Source organism: Donghicola sp. (assembly GCF_025210255.1).
GTDB classification, from domain to species: domain Bacteria; phylum Pseudomonadota; class Alphaproteobacteria; order Rhodobacterales; family Rhodobacteraceae; genus Donghicola; species Donghicola eburneus.
In genome coordinates this window covers 122780-146117 of the sequence record NZ_JAOARZ010000015.1, presented here as the reverse complement: position 1 = coordinate 146117, position 23338 = coordinate 122780, and the positions used below count along the sequence as shown (strand labels likewise).

Genomic DNA, 23338 nt, shown 5'->3' with positions numbered 1-23338 from the left:
TACATAGGGGCGTCCGCCATAGGGCGCCCTTTTTCTTATGCGACACGAGGTAGATTTCATGGCTGATAACGAATTCCCCGGCTGGCATGGCACCACCATCATCGGCGTGCGCCGCGGCGGCGAAGTCTGCATCGCGGGCGACGGTCAGGTGAGCCTTGGCAACACCGTGATCAAGGGCACCGCCCGCAAGGTGCGCCGCCTGTCCCCCGGCGGATATGACGTGATCGTGGGTTTCGCAGGCTCGACCGCAGATGCGTTCACCCTGCTGGAGCGTCTGGAGAAAAAGCTCGAAGCCACCCCCGGCCAGCTGGCTCGCGCCAGCGTGGAACTGGCCAAGGATTGGCGCACTGACAAGTACCTGCAAAAGCTGGAAGCGATGCTGATCGTCAGCGACGGCAAAGAGTTGCTGGTCATCACCGGCGCAGGCGACGTGCTGGAGCCCGAGCATGACATCGCGGCCATCGGATCGGGCGGGATGTTCGCCCTGTCGGCGGCGCGCGGTCTGTCCCACAACCCCGATCTGTCCGCCCAAGAGGTCGCCGAGCGCGCAATGGCGATTGCCGCCGACATCTGCGTCTTTACCAACGGCAACCTGACCATCGAAACCCTGAAGGGTTAAGGGGATCCACCCCTTTTCCCACCGTGGGCCAGCGCCTATGTCTGGCCCAAGAATGACATCCAGGAGACCCCTATGACCGACCTAACCCCGCGCGAGATTGTCAGCGAGCTTGACCGGTTTATCATCGGACAAGCCGAAGCCAAGCGGGCCGTCGCGGTCGCCCTGCGGTCCCGTTGGCGGCGCCAGCACCTGCCATCTGCCCTGCAGGACGAGGTGTACCCCAAGAACATCCTGATGATCGGACCCACCGGCGTTGGTAAGACCGAGATCAGCCGCCGTCTGGCGAAACTGGCCCGTGCTCCCTTTATCAAGGTCGAAGCGACCAAGTTCACCGAGGTCGGCTATGTGGGCCGCGACGTGGAACAGATCATCCGCGATCTGATGGATGCCGCGATCGTCACCGTCCGCGAGTATATGCGCGAAGACGTGAAATCACGTGCTATCCAAGCTGCCGAAGAACGTGTTTTGGCCGCGATTGCAGGTGAGGACGCCCGCGAGAGCACCAAAGAGATGTTCCGCAAGAAGCTGCGCGCAGGCGAGCTGGACGACAAGGAAATCACCGTCGAGATTGAAGACACTGCAAGCCCCTTTGGCGGGATGATGGATATTCCCGGGCAACCCGGCAGCCAGATGGGCATGATGAACCTAGGCGAGATGTTCGGCAAAGCCTTCCAACGCAAAGTCCGCAAGACCGTCACCGTGGCAGACAGCTACGAGCTGCTGATGGGCGAAGAGGCCGACAAACTGCTAGACGATGAACAGATCAAGCGCGCTGCACTGGAGTCGGTCGAGCAAAATGGCATCGTCTTCCTAGACGAGATCGACAAGGTTTGCGCCCGCTCTGACGCCCGTGGTGGCGATGTCAGTCGCGAGGGCGTGCAGCGCGACCTGCTGCCCTTGATCGAAGGCACCACTGTTAGCACCAAATACGGCGCTGTGCGGACGGACCATATTCTGTTCATCGCCTCCGGCGCGTTCCACATTGCGAAACCGTCCGACATGCTGCCTGAATTGCAGGGCCGTCTGCCAATCCGCGTGGAACTGAACGCTCTGACAGAGGCAGATTTTGTTCGCATCCTGACCGAAACCGACAATGCACTGACCCGCCAGTACGCCGCCTTGATGAAGACAGAAGGCGTCACTATCGAGTTCAGCGAAGACGGCATTGCTGAGATCGCGCGCATCGCCGCAGAGGTGAACCGCAGCGTCGAAAATATCGGGGCCCGTCGGCTGTATACGGTGATGGAGCGTGTTTTTGAGGAATTGTCGTTCGTCGCGCCCGATCTCGGGGAACAGCTGATCACGATCAATGCGGATTACGTTCGGAAATATGTGGGCGAGCTGGCCGAGTCCGCCGATCTTAGCCGCTACGTCCTGTAATCAGCGGGTTCGCCGCAGATACACGTAATATGCGCCTCCGCCCCCGTGGCGGAGGTGCGCTTGTCTCACCTGCAAGACCAGATGGGATAGTGGGCTCATTTGCAGCCACATAGGCACCTGATGGCGCAGCGCGCCGATACGTTCAGGAATGGGGCTGTCGGTCTCTTTGACCTTGCCCTTGCCCGTAATCACCAAAACCAGCCGATGCCCCGCCGCGTGATTTCGCATGACAAAGCCGACGAGGGCAGGGTGCGCCTGTGCCAAGGTCATCCCATGCAAGTCGATCCGCGCGTCTGGCATCAGCTTGCCGCGCTTCATCTGCGAATGGGTTTTCTTGTGCATGTTCAGCGGGGCGCCTGCGACCTCGTCCTCGATCGCCGGACTCAGGTGCTGGCCGAGCTTGTGTTTGCCCTTTTTCGCTTTCATTCCAATGGTGAAATGCTCGAGCGGAGGAGGCGTCGGCACATCCTCTAGAGGCTTTTTCGGCGCCTTGCGGACAGGATGAGGAAGCCATTCGGCCTGATCTTCTGGTTCAGCTTTGCGCGTGGGGTGCAGGGGGTCCGCAGTGCGACGCACCTGATCCCACAATTCCCGCTCTTCATCGCTGAGTTTCCGGCGGCGGCTCATAGCTCCTCCGCAAGGCTCGCGTAGGCCCGTTGGATCGGCATCAGAACGACCATGCGGCCGTTGTCTTTCATGGTTCCGGCGATTTCACCCGCCTTGTCTCCCGTCCCGACAAAGATATCTGCACGCTGCGCGCCCTTGATCGCGGACCCTGTGTCCTGAGCGATCATGAGGCGGCGCAAGGGCATATGGCCATCCTTCTCGACCCAGACGGGCGCACCAAGGGTCACATAGGCTGGATCGACCGCGATACTGCGCCCCGCAGTGATCGACCGGTTCATCGCCCCGAGGGGCCCCATATGCGCGGGCACTTGGCTCACTTCGCGGAAAAAGACGAAAGAGGGGTTATGCCATAGCAGTTCACGGCCCTCGGCCGGATTGCGGCGCACCCACTCGCGGATCACCTGCGCAGAAACCTGATGTTGGTTAAAGACGCCGCGCGCCACCAGTTCTTGACCGATTGAGCGATACTCGTGACCGTTATGGCCAGCATAGCCCACGCGCATGGCCCCGCCACCGCGCAGTTTCACGCGGCCAGACCCTTGGACCTGCAGGAAGAATGCCTCAACCGGATCGTCGACGTAGACAAGTTCCAGACCGCGGCCACGCATGAAATCACCCTCTTCGATCTGGCGGCGTGTGGCCCAAGGCGAAATCTGCTTGGCCTCGGACGGCATGCGGTAGAGGGGATAGCGATAGCGGCCAGTTGGCACACGAGAACCATCTAGTTCCGGCTCGAAATAACCGGTGAATAGCGGGTCGTTTCCGTCCTCGATCATCACGGGGCGGAAGAAGAGTTCAAAGAATGTGCGCGGCGCGTCTTGGTGCGCACGCGCCAAAGAGCACAGGCTCGTCCAGTCGGATCCGTTGATATCGCCGCAGGTGTTCAGAAAAGCATCAAGGGCCGCGGCATGATCATCCTCGGCCCATCCATCCAGTTCTGAAAATTCAAGCAGTCGGTTCACAGGTTCCCCGCTGTGTGCTGGCGCGGCCCACCAAGGGAGCAGCGCCAACATGACGGCCAGCGCCTTGCGGATCATTCGCCAGTTGCCACCAGCTGCCAGTTCGGATCGTCCGCGCCCATCTTGCGGGCAAAGGTCCATACGTCCTTCTGACGCTTGATCTGCTTTTCGTCGCCTTCGATCACGACGCCGTCCGCGTCGCGCACCTGCCATGTCAGATCGGCGACATAGCGCACGGTGACTTCACCTTCTTGGGTCGCTTCGTCAAATGTGGCTTCGACCAACTGCAGCTCACGGATGCCCACGAACGTCGCGTCGATCGTCAGACCTTGGTCCGCACGATGATCGATCACGCTGGCAAAGCTTTCGGCCACGTCCTCGGACAAGAAGGGGCGAATTTCGTTCAGATCGCCGCGCTCGAAACCCATCAGGATCATTTCATAAGCTGCACGCGCGCCGGACAAGAACTCGTGCACCGAGAAAGACGGCTCTGCACGTTTCATCGCGGTCAGCGCATCTGCGCTCGCGCTGCCTTCGGGCACATGGTCTGTAATGTCGCGGTCGGGGCCCCCTTCGATGACTTCGAAAGAGTGGCGCGATTTCGCAGCGGCTTCAGGCTGCTCTGTGCGCGGGAGCGGCGGTTTTTCAAACCCCTCACGCGTGCCAAGCACGCTTCTGAGCCTCAGGATCAGAAACACGGCAATAGCGGCAAGGACCAAAAGCTGCACGATCGGAGATTCCATCTATTCCTCGTTCTTAAACGGGGACCGTAGCATGATCCCGTGTCAGCACCTATGTATGTCACTGACAGGGTCAAGTCCACTGACCCCCAGAAACTCTATTACCGGAAAGGTTCTAACAATGTGGTTATTCCTGGCGTTTGTGCTGGTCCCTCTGATCGAGATCGGCCTGTTCATTCAGGTCGGAGGTCTGATCGGGCTGTGGCCAACGCTGGCAATCGTGCTGCTTACGGCGGTCGTCGGCACCTATATGGTCAAGACCGAGGGGCGCGGCGTGCTGCGTGATTTGCAGAACTCTATCAATAATATGCAGGATCCCTCTGAACATCTGGCCAGCGGGGCCATGATCCTGTTCGCAGGCGCGCTGCTCCTGACACCCGGCTTTTTCACGGACATCACCGGCATTTTGTTCCTGATCCCAGGCGTGCGAAGTGTCATCTTCCAGCAGATCAAACACAAAATGCAGGAACATCGCTCACGCGGACAGTCCGGCGGTGGATTTCGATCGGAAACGATCGTTGTCGATTACGAAGTGGTGGACGAAAATGCGCCTAAATCATCCGGACCAAGTGGCCCAGAAAACCAAGGGCCATCTGGCTGGACGCGCCATTGAGCATCAATACAGCGGATGATAAGCCCGTTACCGAGATAAAATTCCCAGGGAGACCTTCAAAATGACTGATACACCCGAGGCAGGCGCACAGAACGCCGCCCCCCAAATGAAAATGCAAATTCTGGCGCAGTACGTTCGCGACCTGTCCTTTGAGAACATTCTCGCGCAAAAGGGCGCGTCGGGCGACACCACCCCCGAGGTTAGCGTGAACGTCGGTCTGGATGTGAAAAAGCGCCAGGCAGAGCACCAGTACGAAGTCATCATGAAGACCAAGGTCAACGCCAAGACCAAAGAAGGCGGTCAGCCCCTGTTCCACGTTGAACTAGAATATGCTGGTGTCTTCCACATCGAGGGTGTGCCCGAAGACCAGATGCACCCCTTCTTGCTGATCGAGTGCCCGCGTCAGCTGTTCCCGTTTGCACGCCGCGTCATCAGCGACGTGACCCGCGATGGCAGCTTCCCTCCGCTGAACCTCGAAAACATCGATTTCGTCGCTCTGTACCGCCAGCAGCTGGCACAGATGCAGGCGCAGGCCGCACAGAAGGCCGACGCCTAATTGCAGCTTAGCTGCCGAGCTTTTTCCAAAGCGCGTCGTCGCCCAATTTGTCGATAAAGGCAGAGTGGGCGGCGGCTTCCTGCTCTGAAATCCGCGAAGGCAGCGGATTTGGACGCGGGCGGGGCCGCCATTCCTCGGCCCCTGAACCGCCGCGATCTCCACGATAGGTCTCTGCCAGTCCGAAATCAGGCTGACGTCCCCCCAGAAGTTCCAGATAAACCTCGGCCAGAATTTCAGAGTCAAGCAAAGCGCCGTGCAGAGTCCGGTTCGAGTTATCGATGCCAAAACGGCGACAAAGAGCATCCAACGTCGCCGGCGAGCCAGGGAATTTCTTGCGCGCCATCGCCAGAGTATCGAACGACCGCTCCATCGGGATCTGGGGCAGACCCATCCACCGCAATTCAGCGTTCAGGAACTTCATATCGAAGCTGGCATTGTGGATCACGAGGATCGAGTCCTGACCGATGAAGTCCCAGAAAGACTGGCCAACTGCCTTGAACACCGGCTTGTCCCTGAGAGTGACCTCACCATCCTTGGGCGGGCGTGGGCTGTCTAGGAGGTCGGGGCCGATCCCATGCACGCCAAACGCTTCGTCCGGCATCCCGCGTTCGGGATTGATGTATTGGTGATAGGTGTTGCCCGTGGGCATGTGGTTCAGAAGTTCCACCGCACCGATTTCGACGATGCGATCTCCCTTTTCGGGATCAAAACCTGTGGTTTCGGTATCGAGCACGATCTCACGCACGCAACAACTCTCCTCTGATCTTGGTCACGATGGCTTCGACCTGCTGGCGCGCATGGTCGAGCGTATCCGTCTCAATGATATAGTCAGCGCGTGCGCGTTTGTCGGCATCAGACATCTGACGGGATTTGATTTGTTCGAACTGCTCTTCCGTCATGGTGCCGCGCGCCAGCACTCGTGTGCGCTGGGTTTTGGCATCAACAGTGGTGACGCAGACAGCGTCCAACTCTGCCTCGGTCCCATTTTCGAAGAGCAGAGGAATGTCATATATTGCGATATCAGCATCGCAGGTATCTTTGAACACCGCGCGGTCTGCTGCCACCAGAGGATGTACAATATCGTTTAACAGATTGAAATCATTTGGATTATCAGACAGATGTTCACGCAAAGCTGTTCTCGAAACCACGCCATCAACGATGACGTCAGGAAAGACCACCCAAAGAGGGGCAACCGCTGTGCCACCCACATCGTAAATCCGATGAACTGCAGCATCCGCGTCCCAAACCGCACATCCTAGATCCGCAAACATCTGTGCAGTCGTGCTTTTGCCTGTGCCGATCGAACCGGTCAGGCCAAGGTGATAAGTCATCCCAAAACCACGTTGCGCAGTTCGTCGTCCACTTCGGGGCGCTGACCAAACCAGCGTTGGAAGCCTGGTACCGCTTGGTGGAGCAACATCCCAAGGCCATCGACAGTCTGGTAGCCATAGTCCTGCGCCAACGCGAGCAAGGGGGTGATCAGCGGCGTATAAACGATGTCTGTAACCAGCGCATTGGGATCCAATTCATCAAGATTGATCTTGAGCGGTGGCTGCCCCTCCATCCCCATAGAGGTGGTGTTGACCAGAGTAGTCGCACCATTGAGCATACCGTTCATGTGGGCCCAGTCGTACACGACGATACGACCCCCGAATTCAGACTTCAGCTGATCGGCCCTCAGGCGCGTGCGATTGGTTAGCCGGATTTCAGGCACCCCCGCATCCAGCAGGGCGACGACAACAGCGCGCGCTGCGCCGCCTGCACCGATGACAGCGGCAGGGCCGCTGCGCGGGTCCCAGTCGGTCGCATTCTGGCGCAGGTTCTCGATAAAGCCATAGCCGTCTGTGTTGTCGGCAAAGATCGTGCCGTCCGGCCGGAAGGTCAGAGTGTTCGCCGCCCCAATCAGGGTCGCGCGGTCCGTGACTTGATCCGCCAGACGCAGCACCGTCTCTTTGTGCGGGATCGTGACGTTGGCCCCGACAAAGCCCATGCGGCCCATCGCTCCCAACGCTTCGACCAGATCATCGGGATGCACTTCGAGCGGCACATAGTGACCTGTGATCCCGTAGCGCTGCAGCCAATGGCCATGCAGACGGGGGGACAGGCTGTGCGCGACGGGGTTTCCGATGACACCGGCCAAAGGTATCGAATGCTTACTCATGATGCGATGCTCCCTGTCACTCCGAGATACGCCAGAAGCTCGACCAGCGGCAAACCCAAAATCGTAAAGTAGTCGCCTTGAACACTCGAAAAGAGGCGCACACCCTCCTCTTCGAGTTTGTATCCCCCCACAGAGTGGCGAACGCTTTCCCAGTTCCGCGACAAATAGTCGTCAAGATAGGCATCAGAGAAATTGTGCATCCGCAGACGCGCAACGCCCACATGGCGCCACTTTGGCTCTGCGTCTTTGTAAAGCACCGCAGCAGAGAGTAGCTGATGCGGCTGATTGCGGAGCGCCATAAGCTGCGCGCGGGCGTCCTCTGGTGTGGCGGGCTTGGCGTAGATTTGAGTGCCCATCGCGAGAACCTGATCGCAGCCAATGACGATCGCGTCCGGATGCTTGGCGCTAATCTTACGCGCTTTGGCCTCGGCCAATGCGTCCGCGACGTCGCGGGGTTTGGCCTCTTCCATCTCCAGCGCGGCGCGGATGGCCTCTTCGTCGACGCGGGCGGGGATGACCTCGACCTCGAGCCCTGCATTGCGAAGAAGCTGCGCGCGGATGTCCGATCCTGACGCAAGAATGATGCGATCCTGCATGTGGATAACCTTGTGAGAGTCTGCCGTAAAATCCCTGTAGGGGTTCGGGGACGGATAAAGCCCCTGAGCGGGCCTGTCGATAGTTTCGGGTTTATGAGTCTGGCTCATATTCTTTTTACCCCCACGGATAAGGATAAATCAGACTCTGTGGATAACCAACTTTCCCACGAGTTATCCACCGATTCCCACAGGACTCGGATTTTCGGATTCTCGCAAGGAATCCTGAGATTTTATTGGGCTTAAGTGATTCCCTCACACCCCCTGTGGGACTCTTGTTCACTGTGCAAAACCATGGGGGAAAGGAAACAATCCACAGAGTCTGCTGACTCTTCAAATACATCTTCCTTTTAATTCTTATATTTTATTTAAGAGAGTTAATCAGAAAGGAACCCGCCCATGCTCGATCTGCTCGCTAGTGTTTATCCTTGGACAAAATCGCTTCACGTGGTCTCGGTCATGTCCTGGATGGCGGGGTTGTTCTATTTACCAAGACTGTTCGTCTATCACGCGGAACGCGTGGGGCAGGACGGCGAGACTCACGAGCTGTTCACCACCATGGAGCTGAAGCTGTTCCGCTACATCATGAACCCAGCCATGATCGCGACGTGGATCTTTGGTTTGGCTTTGGTGTTCACACCGGGGATCGTGGACTGGACCAGCGTCTGGCCTTGGACCAAGGCTGCGAGTGTGCTGGGAATGACCTGGTTCCATCATTGGCTGGGATATCGCCGCAAGGATTTCGTCGCGGCGAAGAACTCTCGGGATGGCCGGACTTATCGTCTAATGAACGAGGTTCCGACGCTTCTGATGCTGGTGATCGTCTTCTCGGTCATCGTGAAGTTCTAAGCGATTCATTGACTCAACGGGGAATCCCCCCTATGTCGCGTTCAACGGCCAGTCCTGGTCGGGGTTTTCCTGTGTAAGAAAATAACTTTGACCTTGGCCCGATCGCGGGCGGCAAAGGGTATACCTATGACCGATGAACGTCTGAACCTCTCTGAACTCAAAGCCAAGAGCCCCAAATCCTTGTTGGCGATGGCCGAAGAGTGGGAAATCGAAAACGCGTCGAACATGCGCAAAGGCGAGATGATGTTCTCGCTGCTCAAGGAGCACGCAGAAGACGGCTGGGTGATCGGTGGGGAAGGTGTTCTTGAGGTTCTGCAGGATGGCTTCGGCTTCCTTCGTTCGCCCGAAGCGAACTACCTGTCTGGTCCCGACGACATCTACGTTTCACCTGAAATGATCCGTCAGCATTCGCTGCGCACCGGTGACACCGTCGAAGGTGTGATCAAGGCGCCGGCGGATAACGAGCGTTACTTTGCGCTGACCGCGGTCGAGCAGGTGAATTTCCAGGACCCAGAGAGTGCGCGTCACAAGGTCAGCTTCGACAACCTGACGCCCCTCTATCCTGACGAGCGTCTTAAGATGGAGATTGAAGATCCCACCATCAAAGACCGCTCCGCCCGTATCATCGATCTGGTTGCACCCATCGGTAAGGGTCAGCGTTCGCTGATCGTTGCGCCGCCGCGGACTGGTAAGACCGTTCTGTTGCAGAACATCGCTTCCAGCATCGAAAAGAACCACCCTGAGTGCTATCTGATCGTTCTGCTGATCGACGAACGCCCGGAAGAAGTCACTGACATGCAGCGTAGCGTGAAGGGCGAGGTTATCTCCTCGACTTTCGACGAACCTGCGACCCGTCACGTGGCCGTTTCCGAGATGGTGATCGAAAAAGCCAAGCGTCTGGTCGAGCACAAGCGCGACGTTGTGATCCTGTTGGACTCGATCACTCGTCTCGGCCGCGCTTACAACACCGTCGTCCCGTCGTCGGGCAAAGTTCTGACCGGTGGTGTGGACGCCAACGCCCTGCAGCGTCCCAAGCGTTTTTTCGGTGCGGCGCGTAACGTCGAAGAGGGTGGCTCGCTGACTATCATCGCGACTGCGCTGATCGATACCGGCAGCCGGATGGACGAAGTCATCTTCGAAGAATTTAAGGGCACCGGTAACAGCGAAATCGTTCTGGACCGCAAAGTTGCGGACAAGCGCGTCTTCCCTGCGATGGACATCCTCAAGTCGGGTACCCGCAAAGAAGACCTGCTGGTCGACAAGGTCGATCTGGCCAAGACGTTCGTTCTGCGCCGTATCCTCAACCCGATGGGGACCACAGACGGTATCGAATTCTTGATTTCCAAACTCAAGCAAACCAAGACAAACTCCGAGTTCTTCGACTCGATGAACACCTAAGAGGGCGTAATGCACACGATCTTTGCCCTGGCGACTGCTCAAGGCAAAGCCGGGGTCGCAGTGATCCGGATTTCGGGGCCGCAGGCATTTGCCGCGGCCTCTGTTCTTGCGGGTTCGATGCCGCAGCCGCGCAAGACAGGTGTGCGCAAGCTGCGTGATAGGGCAGGGGCCTTGATCGACGAAGCGATGGTAATCTGCTTCGCCGGTCCTGCCAGCTTCACCGGCGAGGATGTTGTCGAACTTCACCTTCATGGCAGCCCCGCCATCGTGCGAAGCGTGATGACTGAGCTTTCCGTCATTGATGGATTGCGCTTGGCCGAGCCTGGAGAGTTCACGCGGCGTGCTTTGGAGAATGAGCGCCTCGACTTGGCTCAGGTCGAAGGCCTGTCCGATCTGATTGAGGCCGAGACGGAAGCACAGCGTCAGCAAGCGATGAAGGTGTTCTCCGGAGGACTGAGCGAGCAAGCAGAACTATGGCGCTCACAAATCATTCGGGCTGCGGCCTTGCTTGAGGCGACGATCGACTTTGCAGACGAAGAAGTTCCAGAGGATGTTACCCCGGAAGTTCAAACGCTTCTGAGGAGCGTTAGAGAGGACCTTCAACAAGAAATTGTAGGTTCAGAGGTCGCAGAGAGACTACATCTGGGGTTCGAAGTCGCGATTGTTGGCGCGCCGAACGCGGGTAAGTCGACACTGCTGAACTATATCGCGAAACGAGATGCAGCAATCACCTCTGACATCGCGGGTACGACGCGCGATGTGATTGAAGTACGGATGGACTTAAAAGGCTTGCCAGTCACATTGCTGGACACAGCCGGACTACGCGAAACCGACGATCAGATCGAAGGGATCGGAATCGAGCGCGCGATACAGAGGGCGAAAGCTGCTGATCTTCGAATCTTTCTCAATCAATCCGGAGAGCCATTGCTACTGGCGCCAGAGAGTGGCGATCTACAGTACTCCGCAAAAGGCGATACACGAGATGATGCACCGAAGCCTATATCTGGTTTAACTGGCCTCGGCGTTATTGATATGCTGGATTCGGTTCATGCGATTCTGTCCGACCGACTGCAACAAGCAAATCTTGCCAGCAAAGAGCGGCATCGCGTTGCCCTTCTGATAGCTAAAGACGCCATTGCTTTTGCTGAAGAACAGGTCCAACACGGCGCGGAACGTTATGAACTCGTCGCGGAAGAAATCCGTACTGCGGCGAGAGCGTTGGACTCGTTATTGGGTCGAATCGATGTGGAAGTTATCCTTGATGAAATCTTTTCGAGCTTCTGCTTGGGTAAATAGGAGTGTTTCACGTGAAACAATCTGATTTCGATGTCCTCGTTATTGGTGGAGGCCACGCCGGCTCAGACGCGGCTCACGCGGCGGCGCGCATGGGGGCGAAAACAGCCTTGGTCACCTTGCGAAAGGATACGATCGGTGTGATGTCGTGTAATCCGGCGATTGGTGGCTTGGGTAAAGGTCATCTGGTTCGCGAGATTGATGCGATGGACGGCATTATGGGGCGCGTTGCAGATCGTGCCGGCATTCAGTTCCGTCTTCTTAATCGTCGGAAGGGTCCAGCCGTACAAGGGCCACGGGCACAAGCGGATCGAAGAATCTATCGTGAGACCATGTTGGCCGAGTTAGCGACTGCCCGAAATCTCTCTATCATTGAAGGGGAGGTCGCGGACCTCATCGAGCTTGATAGTCGGATTTCTGGTGTCGTACTTGCAGACGGCAGCGTGATCAAATCCCATGCAGTCGTTTTGACGACAGGCACTTTCCTAAACGGGATTATCCATATCGGTGATGTTTCAAAGCCGGGCGGACGGATGGGAGATACCCCGTCGGTCAAATTGGCGGAGCGCCTTCACAGCTATGGCCTGCCACTTGGCCGCCTGAAAACAGGTACACCGGCAAGATTGGACGGGAGAACGATCAAATGGGAGCTTCTTGAGGAGCAGCCCGGCGATGAAGAGCCTACAATGTTCTCGTTCACCTCAAAAGCACCATATGTGCGCCAAATCTCTTGCGGGATTACACACACGAATGAGCGGACCCATGAGATTATTCGCGAAAATCTCTCTCGTTCTGCGATGTATGGGGGACATATTGAGGGTGTTGGTCCGAGATATTGCCCTTCGATCGAAGATAAAATCGTACGCTTCGCCGATAAGACGTCCCATCAGGTTTTTCTTGAGCCCGAGGGCTTGGACGATCCTACGGTTTACCCGAATGGAATTTCGACATCCCTGCCAGTTGACATACAAGAAGCCTATATCCGTTCGATGTATGGTTTGGAGGATGTACACATTTTTCAGCCTGGGTATGCGATTGAGTATGACTATGTTGATCCAAGATCACTGAAAGAGACCCTAGAACTGCGAGACCATCCTGGTCTTTATCTGGCTGGACAGATTAACGGCACCACTGGCTACGAAGAGGCGGCAGCCCAAGGAATGGTCGCAGGACTGAATGCAGCTCAATCAGCGTTTGGAAAAGATCCGATAACTTTCAGTCGGACGAATAGCTACATTGGGGTAATGATCGATGATCTCACGACGCGTGGTGTGAGCGAGCCTTATCGTATGTTTACATCTCGAGCAGAGTTTCGTTTATCGCTCCGTGCTGACAATGCTGATCAGCGTTTGACGCCTATGGGCATTGCGCTTGGTTGTGTATCCGAGGACAGAAAAGCGGCATTTGAGGATAAAATGGAGCGCTTGGCCAACGGTAAATCACGGTTGGAGAGCATGAGTTACACTCCTCGCGAACTCAAAGAGAAGGGTTTGAAAGTAAACCAAGACGGTGCGCGACGCACCGCGTTTGATCTTCTGGCATTCCCTGATTTCAATTTTGATACACTTCTCTTGGTATCGCCCGAACTGTCCGACATCGATCCCGAAACCAGGCGGCAGCTGGAATGTGATGGTCTCTATGCGAAGTACATCGCGCGCCAAGAGAAAGATGCAGAGGCGCTGCGGCGGGACGAGGGACATGTTATCCCAGAGGATTTTGATTTTGCCACTCTGCAAGGGCTTTCGAATGAGCTGAAAGCAAAATTGATTGCCGCTAGGCCTTCAACTTTGGGGCAGGCTGGTCGCGTCGAGGGGATGACGCCGGCCGCACTGACTCTAATTCTATCCAAAATGCGTCAAAACAAAAGAATGGCCGCGGGTTCATGAATCATGAAAGTTATCCACTGAGTGTTTCACGTGAAACACTAGACAGGTTAGCGCACTACGAAGCGCTCCTAAAGAAGTGGAACAAAGCGATCAATCTTGTTTCGCCGGCCACATTAAAAGACGCTCGCTCTAGACATTTCATCGACTCTGCCCAGATATATGCTTTGGCAAAAGAGGATTGGCAAATCTGGTGTGATATGGGCAGCGGTGGTGGTTTCCCAGGTTTGGTTATCGCAATCTTAGCTGCAGAGCTCCGACCTGCGTCTGAGGTCGTTTTACTTGAGAGCGACCAGAGGAAGGCAACGTTTCTTCGTACCGTGGCGAGAGAGACTGGCATCAGGGCAACGGTAATTTCTAATCGAATCGAGACGGCTGAGCCGATTGGGGCGGACGTTTTGTCTGCTCGTGCACTTGCATCGCTCACCAACCTGCTCGAATTTTCTGAGCGACATTTGAAGCCAGAAGGGCAGGCATTATTTCCAAAAGGAGCAACTTGGCAACAAGAGCTTCAAGAAGCAAAGCGAACGTGGTCTTTCTCTCATGAAGTTACTAAAAGCATCGTAGAGTCTAACTCGGTTATTCTGAGCATCGGAGGCATTGCACGTGGCTGATATTTTGACGTCCAGCGGTACCAAGATCATCGCTGTCACCAATCAGAAAGGTGGTGTGGGCAAGACGACTACAGCCATCAATCTGAGCGCGGCACTAGCCGATATGGGGAAGCGTGTTCTGGTGGTGGATATCGACCCTCAGGGTAACGCTTCAACCGGCTTGGGAATTCACGCCGACGAGCGTGATTACACAGCGTATGAACTGTTACTTGAAGAGGTTTTGCCAACCGAAGTGATCCGGCAGACCCAGTTTGAGAACATCTTTGTTGTGCCTGCGACCACAGATCTGGCGTCCGCTGATATCGAACTTATTTCGAATGAGAAGCGAAGCTATTTGCTCCGAAATGCATTGCGAACAGCTTTGATGGCGGAGATCGATTTTGACTACATCTTAATCGACTGTCCGCCGTCACTGAACCTTCTGACGGTCAATGCGATGGTCGCCTCGGACTCCGTGCTTGTCCCTTTGCAAAGCGAATTTTTTGCTCTGGAAGGTTTGAGTCAGCTCATGCTCACCATCCGAGACGTGCGCAAAGCGGCGAACCCCGATCTGCGGATTGAGGGGATTGTGCTAACGATGTTCGATGGGCGGAATAATCTGTCTCAGCAAGTGGAGGCAGACGCCCGCGAAAACTTGGGTGATCTCGTTTTTCAAACCAAGATCCCTCGGAATGTCCGCGTGAGCGAAGCACCTTCGTTCGCGCTTCCTGTTTTGCACTACGATCCCAATTCCCGTGGTGCAGTTGCCTATCGCGCACTCGCGAAAGAACTGGTAGAGAAGAGCGCTCAGGTAGCTGCATAAAAACATAAGAGGGCAGGCATGGATCGAAAGCCAACGAAACGAGGATTGGGCCGTGGTTTGTCGGCACTGATGGCTGACGTTCAACCCGAAACCACGGCCGCCGCGGCAACAACCGCACCGCGCCGTCCAGATATGATGGTCCCGATCGAGAAGATCGAACCTAACCCCGACCAGCCGCGGCGCAGGTTCGAGACCGAAGATCTGGAGGATCTGTCGCGGTCGATCAAAGAGAAGGGCGTTATCCAACCCCTGATCGTACGCGTAAGCCCGCGTGATAGTCTGAAGTACGAGATCGTTGCCGGCGAACGCCGCTGGCGTGCCTCGCAGATGGCACAGCTCCACGAGCTTCCTGTACTGATCCGTGACTTCGATGATACCGAAGTTCTGGAAGTAGCGATTATCGAAAACATCCAGCGTGCCGATCTGAACCCGGTAGACGAAGCTGCTGGCTACAAACAGTTGATGGAGAAGTTCGGTCATACGCAAGAGCGACTTGCGGAAGCTCTTGGCAAGAGCCGGAGTTACATCGCGAACTCGATGCGTCTGCTACAGCTGCCAGAAGACGTCATAGAGCATCTGGCGGATGGCCGCCTGACGACTGGTCACGCGCGTGCGCTGATCACGAGTGACCATGCTTCGGAGTTGGCAAAGCAGATCGTCTCTCGTGGCATGTCGGTGCGCGACACCGAGCGGTTGGTCAAGAAGGCTGCGCAGGGCGAGACTGCGCCCAAACCGCGCGCTGCGACCAAATCTTCGGGTGAAAAGGACGCCGATACCAAAGCTCTCGAAGGGGATTTGTCCGCTGCAGTCGGGATGAAAGTTTCAGTCGAGCACAAGGACGGAACTGAGCAGGGTAAGATCGTTATCAGCTATAACAACCTAGATCAGCTCGACGAAATCTGCCGCCGCTTGAGTGCAGTGGAATAAAAGTTAATAGCTGGGGCGGGTCCAGATAAAGATGAGAACCGCCCCAAGTGTCACGGCCTGAATGGCCAAGATCGTTGGTCGCAATCCCATAAAAACCGAGATCGAAAAGACGACCGCGATCGAGGCGGTGGCAGCGCGCTTGCCTGTAAGGCTGATCGCGCCGCTACGATTCCAGTCTTCGATTGCTGGACCAAAGACTCGGTGGTTCACCAGCCATCCATGCATCCGTTCGGACGATCGGGCAAAGCAAAACGCTGCCAGCAGCATAAAAGGCACTGTCGGCAGAAGGGGGAGAACGACCCCGATCAGGCCGAGCGCCACGCATATGATGCCAAAGGTGAACCAGACAGGCCGCATGCTGTTAATCCAGTAGGAGTTCCGCGATTACCGCGTTCAGGACCAGTCGACCCGCACGCGTAGCTTTAAGATAGGGCTTTTCGTTTTTAATCATCCCCATATCTTCTAGCTCTTGCAATGTGCGCGGATTGAGAGGTTTGCCTCCAATTTGATTAAAACGCTGTAGATCGATGCCCTCTGTCAGGCGCAGGCCCATCATCAGGTACTCGTTAGCTTGTTCCGTCGCAGAGACAGCCTCGACTAAATTCTCACCAGTCCCTGCCGCGACGGCATCAAGCCACTTCTGAGGTTGCTTCCACGTGTCAGTGGCGTGGCGCTGGCCGTTCATAGTTAATCGACCATGTGCGCCAGGTCCGACACCAACATAGTCGCCGTAGTTCCAGTAGATCTGGTTATGCCGGCTCTCTGCGCCAGAATTCGCGTAGTTCGAAACTTCGTAGTCGTACATTCCGAATTCAGCGCAGATCTCTTGGGTGACTTCGTACATCTCGGCTGCGTCATCATCTTCGGGCAGGCCACGCAGCTTGCCTCGCTCATATCGGTCGCCGAAGGCTGTTCCGGCCTCGATGGTCAGCTGGTAGAGCGATAGATGGTCGGCAGCCAACGAGAGTGCTTCGCGCAGTTCGGATTTCCACGCAGAAACGGTTTGATCTTGGCGTGCATAAATCAAGTCAAAGCTGACACGCCCGAAACAGTCCTTGGCGATCTCGAACGCGCGCTGACCCTCGGCGACTGTGTGCATCCGGCCGAGACGACGTAAGTCATCATCTCGCAAGCTCTGAAGGCCCATCGAAACGCGGTTCACACCGGCGTCTGCATAGGCACGAAAACGGCCAGCTTCGACCGATGTCGGATTTGCTTCGAGTGTGATTTCCTGATCGTTGGCGGGCGTCCAAAGTTCGCCAACCCGTTCTAGGATCGCAGCGACGACGTCTGGGTCCATCAAGCTGGGGGTGCCGCCACCAAAGAAAACTGACTTTAGCACTCGGTCCGGGGTGCGGGCTGCGTTGCGATCTAGCTCTTTCAGGTAGGCATCTAGCCACGCCTTCTGGTCGATGGACCGAGAGACGTGGCTGTTAAAATCGCAGTAGGGGCATTTGGCCATACAGAACGGCCAGTGGATGTAGAGGCCAAATCCCCCGTTGCGCCAGTCCTCAACCAAAGCAGGCGTCCACGAACTTTTTGAAGGCGTCAGCTCGGTGGCTGATGCGGTTTTTCTCGGCGGGGTCCATTTCGCCAAGGGTGATGTCGTAGCCGTTGGGCATGAAGATCGGGTCGTAGCCGTGACCTTCGGCCCCGCGCATGGGCCAAACGAACTGCCCTTCGATCGTGCCTTCGAAGACGTCATCGGCGCCATCGGGCCACGCGAGAACCAACGTGCAGCAGAACCGGCATGTGCGAGGCTCTGGCGCGTTCTTTTCTTCAAGTAGATTGTAGGTCTTGGTCATCGCCATGACGAAGTCGCGCCCATTCGGAGTCTCGGACCAGTCGGCGGTATAGACACCGGGCGCACCATCCAGCGCATCCACCGCGATTCCGCTGTCGTCGGAAAGGGCAGGTAGGCCGGTGGCCTTGGCGGCGGCGTGGGCCTTGATGCGAGCATTCTCGACAAAAGTTGTGCCGGTCTCTTCGGGTTCTGGCAGACCCTTCTCCTTGGCGCCGACAACGGCGATGTTGAAGGGAGCGAGTAGAGCCCGCATCTCCTCCAGCTTACCGGCGTTGTGGGTCGCGAATAGGATTGTATCGCCGTCAAATTTGCGGGTCATGCGCAGGCTGCCTCCTGGGCTGCGACCAGCTCGGCGATGCCTTTGTCCGCCAAGTCCAGCAGTTGGTTCATTTGTTCACGCGAGTAGGTCGCGCCCTCGGCCGACATCTGCGTTTCGATCATCTGGCCGTTGCCAAGCATCACGAAGTTGCCGTCGACACCGGCCGCGGAGTCTTCGGGGTAGTCTAGATCCAAAACTGGTTGACCCGCATAGATCCCACAGCTCACTGCCGCGACCGGAGAGATCAGCGGATCTGTTTTAATGTCGCCCGCCTTGATCAGTTTGTTGACGGCAAGACGCAGGGCAACCCAACCGCCGGTGATTGACGCGCAGCGGGTGCCACCATCAGCTTGGATCACGTCGCAGTCGATAGTGATCTGACGCTCGCCCATGGCGACGCGGTCAACACCAGCGCGCAGGCTGCGGCCAATCAGGCGCTGGATTTCGACGGTGCGGCCGCCTTGTTTGCCCATGGTGGACTCGCGGCGCATGCGCGAGCTAGTCGAGCGGGGCAGCATGCCATATTCCGCAGTGACCCAACCCAGGCCCGAGCCTTTGATGAACGGGGGCACGCGGGCTTCGAGAGTGGCGGTGCACATCACATGCGTGTCACCAACTTTGATCAAGCAAGAGCCTTCGGCGTGCTTGGTCACGTTGGTTTCAATTGAAATTTCGCGCATCTCGTTTAGATCACGTCCAGAAGGTCGCATAATAATTCCCCTGTAATTGTTGCGTCGGGCATACGCCCGCGTCGGATAGGGTGGCAACCCCGATTGACGATTTCCTTCAGGCGAATTTTAGTGCGTCCTAAGGAGATGCAAATGCACGAAGGCAGAAAACTTCTCGAAGAGATGAACGACCGCTCGCGCGAGGTCTTTCGCCGTGTGGTCGAAGGTTACTTGGAAAGCGGCGATCCGGTGGGAAGCCGGACCCTTACGCGCACCATGGACGAAAAGGTCAGCGCTGCGACGATCCGGAATGTGATGCAGGATCTGGAGTACATGGGTCTGATCGGTAGTCCCCATGCCAGCGCGGGCCGCGTGCCGACCCAGATGGGGCTGCGCATGTTCGTTGATGGTCTGCTCGAGGTGACGGCACCCTCTGATCAGGACCGCGAAAAGATCAGCGCGACCCTAGGCGGGAACAGTGATGATGTGGGCATGATGCTGGACCGGATTGGGTCGGCGTTGTCTGGGGTGACCAAAGGCGCGAGTCTGGTTCTTGCTCCAAAGCACGAAGCGCCGATCAAACATATTGAGTTCGTGTCTCTGACACCCGAGCGGGCGCTCGTGGTGTTGGTGTTCGCAGACGGGCATGTTGAGAACCGCGTGTTCACCCCACCTGTAGGCCAGACCCCCAGCAGCATGCGGGAGGCCGCGAATTTCATGAACGCCTTGGCAGAAGGTAAAACGCTGTCAGAGCTGCGTCGTGATGTCCGCGACCAGATCAGCACCCGCCGCCAAGAGATCGACGCACTGGCCCATGCTATGGTCGAATCTGGGCTCGCAGTCTGGAGCGAGGAGGGCGATGGACCCGAACGCCTGATCGTCCGTGGCCGCGCGAATCTACTCGAAGAGACGGGCCAAGACGATCTGGAACTGATCCGCGTACTGTTCGACGATCTGGAGCGCAAACGTGATTTGGCCGATTTCCTTCAACTGACCGAAGAAGGCGAAGGCGTGCGCATTTTTATTGGCTCGGAGAACAGACTTTTTTCACTTTCGGGTTCCTCTCTGGTCGTCTCTCCTTATATGAACGCTGACCGAAAGATTATTGGTGCGGTCGGGGTCATCGGACCCACGCGCTTGAACTATGGTCGGATCGTGCCCCTTGTGGACTACACAGCTCAGCTGGTAGGGCGCATGATCTCTGACCGGACTGAGAGGTAAGGAATGGCTGAGCCGAAGAACGAAGACTTCCTTGATGATGTCGAGGCTCTCGAAGAAGAGCTGTATGGCGAAGACGAAAATGACAGCGAAGAGCTGATCGATATCGACGAAGAAGCTGCCAAGGGCGAAGCATACGATGCCCTGAAAGCAGAACGCGACGATTTCAAAGATCGCTACGTTCGCGCACTGGCCGAGGCTGAAAACGCCCGCAAGCGTGCTGACAAGGATCGCCGTGATGCCGAGAAGTATGGCAGCACCCGTCTGGCCCGCGATCTGCTGGGGGTTTACGACAACCTGCAGCGCGCGCTGAAGGCCGCCGAGGAAACCTCGAAAGAGGACAATGCGATCCTGATCGAAGGCGTTGAGCTGACACTCCGCGAATTGAACAACACCTTCTCGAAGCATGGTCTTGTTGTGATCGAGCCTGCGGTGGGTGAGCAGTTTGATGCAAACGTCCACGAAGCGATGTTCGAGGCCCCCGTGCCGAACACCAAGAAGGGCGAGATCATTCAGGTCAGCGCCGTTGGCTTCATGCTGCACGACCGTCTGCTGCGTGCAGCGCAGGTTGGCGTGTCGTCGAACCCCGCCTGATTTTCAGCGCACCTCTGGAATGCCAAAAGGCCCGCCGTTACTGGCGGGCCTTTTCTTTGAGATCGTAGAGGAGTTGCAGTGCCTCGCGTGGGGTCAACTCGTCGGGATGGATTTTCTCCAACATATCCAGAGCAGGCGACGGGGCCGGTTTGGCAGCCGGTGGCGGTGCGGGCGGGATCGCAGCGAACAGGGGCAGGTCGTCGATTAGTGCCTTTTGCTTTGATCCGCCGCCTTGACGTTCGCCTTCCTCCAGCGCCTCTAGCACGACACGGGCCCGTTCCACGACGCTCGTGGGCAGGCCAGCCAGACGGGCCACCTGCACACCATAGGACCGATCCGCTGCGCCGCGTTTGACTTCGTGCAGGAAGATGACTTCGCCTTCCCATTCCTTGACGCTGACGGTCGCGTTTTCCGCGCCATCCAGTTTCTCGGTTAGGGCAGTCATCTCGTGATAGTGGGTCGCGAACAGGGCACGGCAGCGGTTCACATCATGCAGGTGCTCCATCGTCGCCCAAGCTATCGACAGACCGTCATAGGTCGCGGTGCCGCGTCCGATCTCGTCCAGGATCACGAGGGCCCGGTCGTCGGCTTGGTTCAGGATCGCTGCCGTCTCGACCATCTCGACCATAAACGTCGAGCGCCCACGAGCCAGATCGTCGGACGCGCCGACACGGCTGAAAATCTGACTGACCAGACCGATTTGCGCCGATCGCGCAGGGACGAACCCACCCATCTGCGCGAGTAGCGCAATCAAAGCGTTCTGCCGCAGGAAGGTCGACTTACCCGCCATGTTCGGACCCGTCAGCAGCCAGATGGCAGCGCCGTCTCGCGGGGACAGCTCGCAGTCGTTGGCGACAAAGGGATCGCCGTCTGATTTCAGCGCGGCCTCGACGACGGGATGGCGCCCCGCATCAATGCGGAAGGTCCGGCTGTCGTCGATCAGCGGACGGCACCAATCTTCGCTGCGGGCCAGATCGGCGAGGGCCGTGGTCAGGTCCAACTCAGCCAAGGCACGGGCCATCGACCCGAGCGGTGCGGCCTGTTCCAGAATGGCTTGGCGTAGGTCTTCGAAGAGGCGCTTCTCAATCTCCAAAGCGCGGCCACCTGCGTTCAGAATGCGCGTCTCCAGATCGGATAGTTCGACCGTTGTAAAGCGCAGGGCGTTCGCGGTGGTCTGACGGTGGATGAACCGCTCGCCCATCCCCAGCATTTTTTCACCGTGAGTGGCGGTGCATTCGATAAAGTAACCGAGGACGTTGTTGTGCTTGACCTTAAGGCTCGAGATGCCTGTCTCTTTGGCATACTGGGCTTGCATGCCCGCGACGACTCCGCGGCCTTCGTCGCGCAGGGTGCGAGCTTCGTCCAGTTCGGCATGAAACCCGGCTGCGATGAAACCACCGTCCCGTGCTAACAGAGGCGGCTCCGCGATCAGTGCCTGATCAAGAAGATCCAGCAGCTCTTCTTGCTGGGCCATGTCTACCGTCAATTGGGACAGCAGCGGGGGCAGGTCCAACTGCGACAAGGTCTCGGCCAGATCCAGAGATTGGGTGATGGTGTTCCGAACAGCGGTCAGGTCGCGGGGACCCGCGCGATCCAGCGACAAGCGTGACAGTGCGCGGTCCAGATCAGGAACGCGGCGCAGGCTCTCGCGCCATTGATTGGCCGTGGTGGTATGATCGACGGCATAGGCAACGGCTTCTTGGCGGCGCTGCACTTCGTCCAATACGCGCGACGGGGCCGACAGGCGGCGCTCCAGCAAGCGGCCGCCACCGGCAGTCACCGTGCGATCCACGACTGACAGCAGCGATCCCTGACGTCCACCCGAAAGACTGCGGGTCAGTTCCAGATTGCGGCGGGTCGAGGCATCGATCTGCACCACACGGTCCTGAGCCTCGCGCACGGGCGCGCGCAACAGGGGCAGGGTGCCTTTCTGCGTGATGTCCAGATACTCGACGATCGCTCCCAATGCGGACAATTCGGCACGTGTAAAGGTGCCAAAGGCATCGAGCGTGTCGACCTTGTATAGCTTGCACAGGCGCCCCTCGGCGGCAGTGCTATCAAACGCGGCGCGGCCCAAGGGCGTCAGCGCAGCGCCGTTGTCCTCGATCAGTTCGGCCCAGTCTTCTTCCTTGTTGTCACAAAGCAGAACCTCCCGTGGCAACAGACGCGCCAGTTCCGGCCCAATGCGTACCTCTGGCAGGGACACCACCCGCAGCTCTCCGGTCGAAATGTCGGAGTAGGCCAAAGCGACTTCGCCGCGCACCTCGGTCAGGGCGGCCAGATAGTTGTGGCGGCGCGCTTCTAGAAGCGAGTCCTCAGTCAGTGTGCCTGGCGTCACCAGACGCACGACGCCGCGTTTCACGACAGACTTCGATCCGCGCTTCTTGGCTTCGGCTGGGTCTTCCATTTGCTCGCAGACCGCGACGCGGAAGCCCTTGCGGATCAGGGTCAGCAAATACCCCTCTGCCGCGTGCACAGGAACGCCGCACATTGGGATGTCATTGCCATCGTGCTTGCCGCGTTTGGTCAGCGCGATGTCCAGCGCCTCTGCCGCGGCGACGGCGTCGTCAAAGAATAGCTCGTAGAAATCGCCCATGCGATAGAACAGCAGAGACCCCGGATGAGCCTCTTTGATTTCCAAATACTGCGCCATCATCGGCGTAACGCCGGTTGCTGCCATGCTGCCTCTGGTCGTGTTAACTCTGGTCCCGTTTCCAGAGG

25 protein-coding genes are annotated in these 23338 nt (G+C 57.4%); 13 read left to right on the top strand and 12 right to left on the bottom strand.

Going from position 1 to position 23338, the window contains the following annotated elements; translation table 11 throughout:
- The first annotated feature begins 58 nt into the window (after positions 1-58).
- Both hslV and hslU read left to right on the top strand, forming a co-directional pair.
- Positions 59-619, top strand: coding sequence for an ATP-dependent protease subunit HslV (gene hslV, locus N4A58_RS05485; protein ID WP_176852424.1), 561 nt, complete (start codon positions 59-61; stop codon positions 617-619).
- A gap of 72 nt (positions 620-691) precedes the next feature.
- Positions 692-1999 (top strand): ATP-dependent protease ATPase subunit HslU, encoded by a 1308-nt coding sequence (hslU, locus tag N4A58_RS05480; RefSeq protein WP_072708949.1) that lies wholly within the window; start codon positions 692-694, stop codon positions 1997-1999.
- On the opposite strand, the gene N4A58_RS05475 is transcribed toward hslU, so the two are convergent.
- The 3 genes from N4A58_RS05475 to N4A58_RS05465 are packed head-to-tail and all read right to left on the bottom strand — an operon-like array spanning position 2000 to position 4328.
- Positions 2000-2626 carry a Smr/MutS family protein gene (locus tag N4A58_RS05475; RefSeq protein ID WP_293708288.1) on the bottom strand — a complete coding sequence of 209 codons (627 nt, stop codon included), beginning with the start codon at positions 2624-2626 and terminating at the stop codon, positions 2000-2002.
- Positions 2623-3639, bottom strand: coding sequence for an MltA domain-containing protein (locus N4A58_RS05470; RefSeq protein WP_293708311.1), 1017 nt, complete (start codon positions 3637-3639; stop codon positions 2623-2625). The genes N4A58_RS05475 and N4A58_RS05470 overlap by 4 nt, the downstream gene beginning before the upstream one ends.
- A gap of 20 nt (positions 3640-3659) precedes the next feature.
- Complete coding sequence (locus N4A58_RS05465; RefSeq protein ID WP_293708287.1) at positions 3660-4328, bottom strand: Tim44/TimA family putative adaptor protein; 669 nt, start codon at positions 4326-4328, stop codon at positions 3660-3662.
- Between the two features lie 55 nt (positions 4329-4383).
- Between N4A58_RS05465 and N4A58_RS05460 the strand changes: the two genes are divergently transcribed.
- The gene (locus N4A58_RS05460; RefSeq protein WP_367176716.1) at positions 4384-4938 is read left to right on the top strand and encodes an FxsA family protein; all 555 of its coding nucleotides are present in this window, start codon (positions 4384-4386) and stop codon (positions 4936-4938) included.
- Positions 4939-4999: 61 nt separating this feature from the next.
- Complete coding sequence (gene secB / locus N4A58_RS05455) at positions 5000-5494, top strand: protein-export chaperone SecB (protein ID WP_072708944.1); 495 nt, start codon at positions 5000-5002, stop codon at positions 5492-5494.
- Between the two features lie 7 nt (positions 5495-5501).
- Here the strand turns inward: secB and dnaQ are convergent, their stop codons facing one another.
- From dnaQ to N4A58_RS05435, 4 genes are read right to left on the bottom strand one after another with little or no spacing between them, the layout of a single operon-like run.
- On the bottom strand, positions 5502-6239 hold the full coding sequence (gene dnaQ, locus N4A58_RS05450; RefSeq protein WP_293708286.1) for a DNA polymerase III subunit epsilon: 738 nt from the start codon (positions 6237-6239) through the stop codon (positions 5502-5504).
- The gene (coaE, locus tag N4A58_RS05445) at positions 6232-6825 is read right to left on the bottom strand and encodes a dephospho-CoA kinase (RefSeq protein WP_293708285.1); all 594 of its coding nucleotides are present in this window, start codon (positions 6823-6825) and stop codon (positions 6232-6234) included. The genes dnaQ and coaE overlap by 8 nt, the downstream gene beginning before the upstream one ends.
- Positions 6822-7655 carry a shikimate dehydrogenase gene (locus tag N4A58_RS05440; RefSeq protein ID WP_293708284.1) on the bottom strand — a complete coding sequence of 278 codons (834 nt, stop codon included), beginning with the start codon at positions 7653-7655 and terminating at the stop codon, positions 6822-6824. The genes coaE and N4A58_RS05440 overlap by 4 nt, the downstream gene beginning before the upstream one ends.
- Positions 7652-8251, bottom strand: a complete 600-nt coding sequence (locus N4A58_RS05435; protein WP_293708309.1) for a Maf family nucleotide pyrophosphatase — start codon at positions 8249-8251, stop codon at positions 7652-7654. The genes N4A58_RS05440 and N4A58_RS05435 overlap by 4 nt, the downstream gene beginning before the upstream one ends.
- Positions 8252-8647: 396 nt before the next feature.
- On the opposite strand from N4A58_RS05435, the gene N4A58_RS05430 reads away from it, so the two are divergent.
- From N4A58_RS05430 to N4A58_RS05400, 7 genes are all read left to right on the top strand, one after another.
- Positions 8648-9097 carry a CopD family protein gene (locus N4A58_RS05430; protein ID WP_293708283.1) on the top strand — a complete coding sequence of 150 codons (450 nt, stop codon included), beginning with the start codon at positions 8648-8650 and terminating at the stop codon, positions 9095-9097.
- Between the two features lie 126 nt (positions 9098-9223).
- Positions 9224-10495, top strand: a complete 1272-nt coding sequence (gene rho, locus N4A58_RS05425) for a transcription termination factor Rho (protein WP_293708282.1) — start codon at positions 9224-9226, stop codon at positions 10493-10495.
- A 9-nt stretch (positions 10496-10504) separates the two neighbouring features.
- Entirely contained in the window at positions 10505-11791 is a 1287-nt protein-coding gene (gene mnmE, locus N4A58_RS05420) for a tRNA uridine-5-carboxymethylaminomethyl(34) synthesis GTPase MnmE (protein ID WP_293708281.1), read from the top strand.
- A 2-nt stretch (positions 11792-11793) separates the two neighbouring features.
- The gene (gene mnmG / locus N4A58_RS05415; RefSeq protein WP_293708280.1) at positions 11794-13674 is read left to right on the top strand and encodes a tRNA uridine-5-carboxymethylaminomethyl(34) synthesis enzyme MnmG; all 1881 of its coding nucleotides are present in this window, start codon (positions 11794-11796) and stop codon (positions 13672-13674) included.
- On the top strand, positions 13671-14285 hold the full coding sequence (rsmG, locus tag N4A58_RS05410) for a 16S rRNA (guanine(527)-N(7))-methyltransferase RsmG (RefSeq protein WP_293708279.1): 615 nt from the start codon (positions 13671-13673) through the stop codon (positions 14283-14285). The genes mnmG and rsmG overlap by 4 nt, the downstream gene beginning before the upstream one ends.
- On the top strand, positions 14278-15087 hold the full coding sequence (locus tag N4A58_RS05405) for an AAA family ATPase (protein ID WP_072708929.1): 810 nt from the start codon (positions 14278-14280) through the stop codon (positions 15085-15087). The genes rsmG and N4A58_RS05405 overlap by 8 nt, the downstream gene beginning before the upstream one ends.
- Positions 15088-15105: 18 nt before the next feature.
- A complete protein-coding gene (locus tag N4A58_RS05400; protein ID WP_293708278.1) occupies positions 15106-16014 on the top strand; it encodes a ParB/RepB/Spo0J family partition protein in 909 nt (302 codons plus the stop codon).
- A gap of 3 nt (positions 16015-16017) precedes the next feature.
- Here N4A58_RS05400 and N4A58_RS05395 read toward each other — a convergent pair whose 3' ends face one another.
- Genes N4A58_RS05395 through rph form a run of 4 tightly spaced genes read right to left on the bottom strand, consistent with a single transcriptional unit; the run spans position 16018 to position 18847 of the window.
- On the bottom strand, positions 16018-16371 hold the full coding sequence (locus N4A58_RS05395; RefSeq protein ID WP_293708277.1) for a YbaN family protein: 354 nt from the start codon (positions 16369-16371) through the stop codon (positions 16018-16020).
- Positions 16372-16375: 4 nt separating this feature from the next.
- Positions 16376-17533, bottom strand: coding sequence for a radical SAM family heme chaperone HemW (hemW, locus tag N4A58_RS05390; RefSeq protein ID WP_293708276.1), 1158 nt, complete (start codon positions 17531-17533; stop codon positions 16376-16378).
- Positions 17526-18137: an RdgB/HAM1 family non-canonical purine NTP pyrophosphatase gene (gene rdgB, locus N4A58_RS05385; RefSeq protein ID WP_293708275.1), complete on the bottom strand. Its 612-nt coding sequence runs from the start codon at positions 18135-18137 to the stop codon at positions 17526-17528. Before rdgB ends, hemW begins: the two co-directional genes overlap by 8 nt.
- Positions 18134-18847, bottom strand: coding sequence for a ribonuclease PH (rph, locus tag N4A58_RS05380; protein ID WP_293708274.1), 714 nt, complete (start codon positions 18845-18847; stop codon positions 18134-18136). The genes rdgB and rph overlap by 4 nt, the downstream gene beginning before the upstream one ends.
- A gap of 111 nt (positions 18848-18958) precedes the next feature.
- On the opposite strand from rph, the gene hrcA reads away from it, so the two are divergent.
- Together hrcA and N4A58_RS05370 are read left to right on the top strand one after the other, a co-directional pair.
- A complete protein-coding gene (hrcA, locus tag N4A58_RS05375) occupies positions 18959-20026 on the top strand; it encodes a heat-inducible transcriptional repressor HrcA (RefSeq protein WP_293708273.1) in 1068 nt (355 codons plus the stop codon).
- A gap of 3 nt (positions 20027-20029) precedes the next feature.
- On the top strand, positions 20030-20617 hold the full coding sequence (locus N4A58_RS05370) for a nucleotide exchange factor GrpE (RefSeq protein WP_072708915.1): 588 nt from the start codon (positions 20030-20032) through the stop codon (positions 20615-20617).
- Between the two features lie 37 nt (positions 20618-20654).
- Here the strand turns inward: N4A58_RS05370 and mutS are convergent, their stop codons facing one another.
- On the bottom strand, positions 20655-23297 hold the full coding sequence (gene mutS, locus N4A58_RS05365; protein WP_293708272.1) for a DNA mismatch repair protein MutS: 2643 nt from the start codon (positions 23295-23297) through the stop codon (positions 20655-20657).
- Between the last annotated feature and the right edge of the window lie 41 nt (positions 23298-23338).